Below are 2,590 nucleotides of genomic sequence, written 5' to 3' on the forward strand. Positions count from 1 at the left end.
GCCATCAGCAGGCCGGCGGTGGGGCGTGCGGCGGCGGGGCGCGCGTTGCTCCGCGCGCGGCGCGACGACAGTGTACGCCGCACGCGCCGCGGAACCAGGTGACGGACCGGGGCGTCCTCGGTCCGAACGGTCGCCTTCGCCGCGCCAGAGGCCAGCACGTGCGTGAACATCCCCGACCACGCGAACATCGCGGTGCACGAGATGGTCTCGAACAGCGCCAGGTTGATGGTCGCCGTGACGAAGAGGGCGATCGAGATGACCAGCCAGACGGTTGCGATGCCCGTGCTGATCGCCATGCGCTTGCCGAGGCGGTTGAACATGATCGGGGCGCTGATCAGCAACGCGAGGAATCCGAGGACCATGGATCCGGCGACACGGTCGTGGAGATCCTTGTCGGTGTTGAGCGGAATGCAACCGACGAGCGCCAGATTCACGCCGACCACATTCAGGCAGATGCAGGCCACGGTCGCGGCGCCTCGGCGGACAGGGCCGCGGCCGAGTCGAGCGACATCACGACGCACGCAGAAGGCGAACACCACGACGATCATTCCGCTGACCTTGAGGGTGCTGTTGAAGAATGCGCTCGAAAGATCGCCGAAGATCCCGAGCTGGCTGAAGTGCAACTGCCACCAGAGCGGGTCGCTCGTGGTGGCGATCGCGAGCAGCAGCCCGCCCACCAGCACGATCAGCGCGGCTGCGCCCACGTGCAGGGAGGGCAGCGCTCGCAGACGACGGGTCACGCCGGTCAGGGTCGGCGCCGGAAAGGAAGCGGGGACGGCGGAGCGGAGCGCGGTGCTCATGATGGGGGATCTTTCCTTCAGACGGAACGGGGATCCCCCCTCATCGCGGGACCCTCGGCCCCCGTCGGCTCGTTCGGGTAAAACCCGGGGGAAACCTTGGTCCTTTGCCGCCCCCGGCCTTGACGGAAACCGTCGAGCCACATGGTATCGTTCGCGCCGCCTTCATAGGAAAGGGCTTGTCTGGAATTTCCCCAGATCATATGCGCATTTCCTTGTCCCCCATTTGGGGGACAAGGAACGCATTACGCGACCAGGCGAACGCCCCATTCCCGCCGCATTCCGGCGCCGGATTCGAGCGTGTCCAGGTCGATTCCCGACGCGAACGCGTTCGCGGGAGCCGTCATCGGCTCGATCGCCACGGCGAGAGGGTGGCCCGGGTAGCGGTCGGTCGTGAAGACCTGCGTCCAGCGGAACCCCTCGTCCTGCCACAGCTCCAGACGCCGCCCGTCGGGGGCCGTGAGGGTGTGCACCGCGCGGCCCGCGGCATCCCGATCCATTCCCCGATACCCGTTGTCGAGCGCGGCATCGCCCAGGCGGAGCCCCTCGCGCAGGTCGGTTCCCGGTCCCACCGGCACCTCGTCGACGGGGATGTTGCGATCGTCGAGCACGAGGGTCGTCGTGCCGGTGGACCGGACGACGAGGTCGGCCGTGTCGACCCCGCCGATCTGCAGGTACGGGTGCACGCCCAGGGCGACCGGCGCCGTACGGGCGCCGACGTTCTCGATCTCGTGCGTCACGCGGATGCCGTCGCGCTCGAGCACGAACGTCACCCTCGTCCGCAGGTGGAACGGGTAGCCGGTCTGCGGCACCACGTCGGCGGCGAGGACGAGCCGCTCGTCGGACTGCTCCAGCGGCTGGTAGGTGCCGAAGCGCAGCAGGCCGTGGCTGGCGTTGCCGAACTTCGGCTCGCTGATCGCCAGCTGCAGGTCCTCGCCGGCGAAGGAGTACCTGCCGTCGCGGATGCGGTTCGGCCACGGAACCAGGACGACCCCGGATGCCGCGGGCGTGGGCAGGTCGTCGGGGTAACGAGGCACCAGGTCGACGCCGCCGACGGTGAGGGCGCGCAACGCCGCGCCGACCTGCGTGATCTCGGCCGAGGAGTGCGCTGTGCGCAGGTGGAAGCGGATGCCGGTGGGATCAGCGGTCATGACGAGGCCTTTCGAGCGCGGGACGGACGCTGCAGCCACGGCCGCAGCAGGCGGGTGACCCACGGCAGGACCGCGTAGGTCATGACCGGGGTGAGCATGAGGGTCGTCGCCAGCACGCGCAGCACGAGCGGCACCTCGGCGAATCCCGGCACGAAGCCGAGCAACCACGACGCGAGCAGGTTCGTGGGGAAGAAGCCGACCCAGATGGTGACCGCCTGCTTCCACCGCGGGGGTGCGGGCGGCACGGGCTGCTGGATGGGTTGGGTCCCGGCATCCGTCGCCGTATCGAGGACGGAACCCAGCGGGGCGTCGAACCACCCCTCGATCCCGGTGCGGCGCTCGCTGCGCTCCTCGCGGGCGAACGGACGTCCGGAGTCCAACCACCAGCGGCGTTGCGAGGAGGTCTCCCACTCCTCGAGCGTGGTGATGTCGCGGAAGCGGTACAGCATGTACCAAAGGTCGCTGTCCTCGCCCGCGCGCACCCACCCCGAGCCGAGGAAGCCCGGGAAAGCGGTCGCGAGGTCGGTGCCGGCCTGCATCCAGGAGGTCGCTTCGGCGGTGCGCGTCGGGTCGATGCGCCGCTCGATCGCCACCGTGATGGGGTGGGCGTCGGTGTCTGCCATGCGTCCATTTTCGTTCAGG

3 protein-coding genes are annotated in these 2,590 nt (G+C 69.3%); all 3 read right to left on the reverse strand.

Going from position 1 to position 2,590, the window contains the following annotated elements; genetic code table 11:
• Positions 1-800 (reverse strand): DUF998 domain-containing protein (locus QZ433_RS14660; RefSeq protein WP_295784861.1); only part of this gene is annotated, 800 nt, incomplete at its 3' end.
• A gap of 242 nt (positions 801-1,042) precedes the next feature.
• Positions 1,043-1,948 (reverse strand): aldose 1-epimerase family protein, encoded by a 906-nt coding sequence (locus QZ433_RS14665; protein ID WP_295784863.1) that lies wholly within the window; start codon positions 1,946-1,948, stop codon positions 1,043-1,045.
• A complete protein-coding gene (locus QZ433_RS14670; RefSeq protein ID WP_295784865.1) occupies positions 1,945-2,571 on the reverse strand; it encodes an antibiotic biosynthesis monooxygenase in 627 nt (208 codons plus the stop codon). Before QZ433_RS14670 ends, QZ433_RS14665 begins: the two co-directional genes overlap by 4 nt.
• Between the last annotated feature and the right edge of the window lie 19 nt (positions 2,572-2,590).

The organism is uncultured Microbacterium sp. (genome assembly GCF_913776565.1).
Classification (GTDB): Bacteria; Actinomycetota; Actinomycetes; order Actinomycetales; family Microbacteriaceae; genus Microbacterium.

What these genes read in the sequence shown, in the direction of transcription:
- QZ433_RS14665 (WP_295784863.1), bottom strand. Translation starts at nt 1,948, where the DNA reads ATGACCGCTGATCCCACCGGCATCCGCTTCCACCTGCGCACAGCGCAC.
- QZ433_RS14670 (WP_295784865.1), bottom strand. Translation starts at nt 2,571, where the DNA reads ATGGCAGACACCGACGCCCACCCCATCACGGTGGCGATCGAGCGGCGC.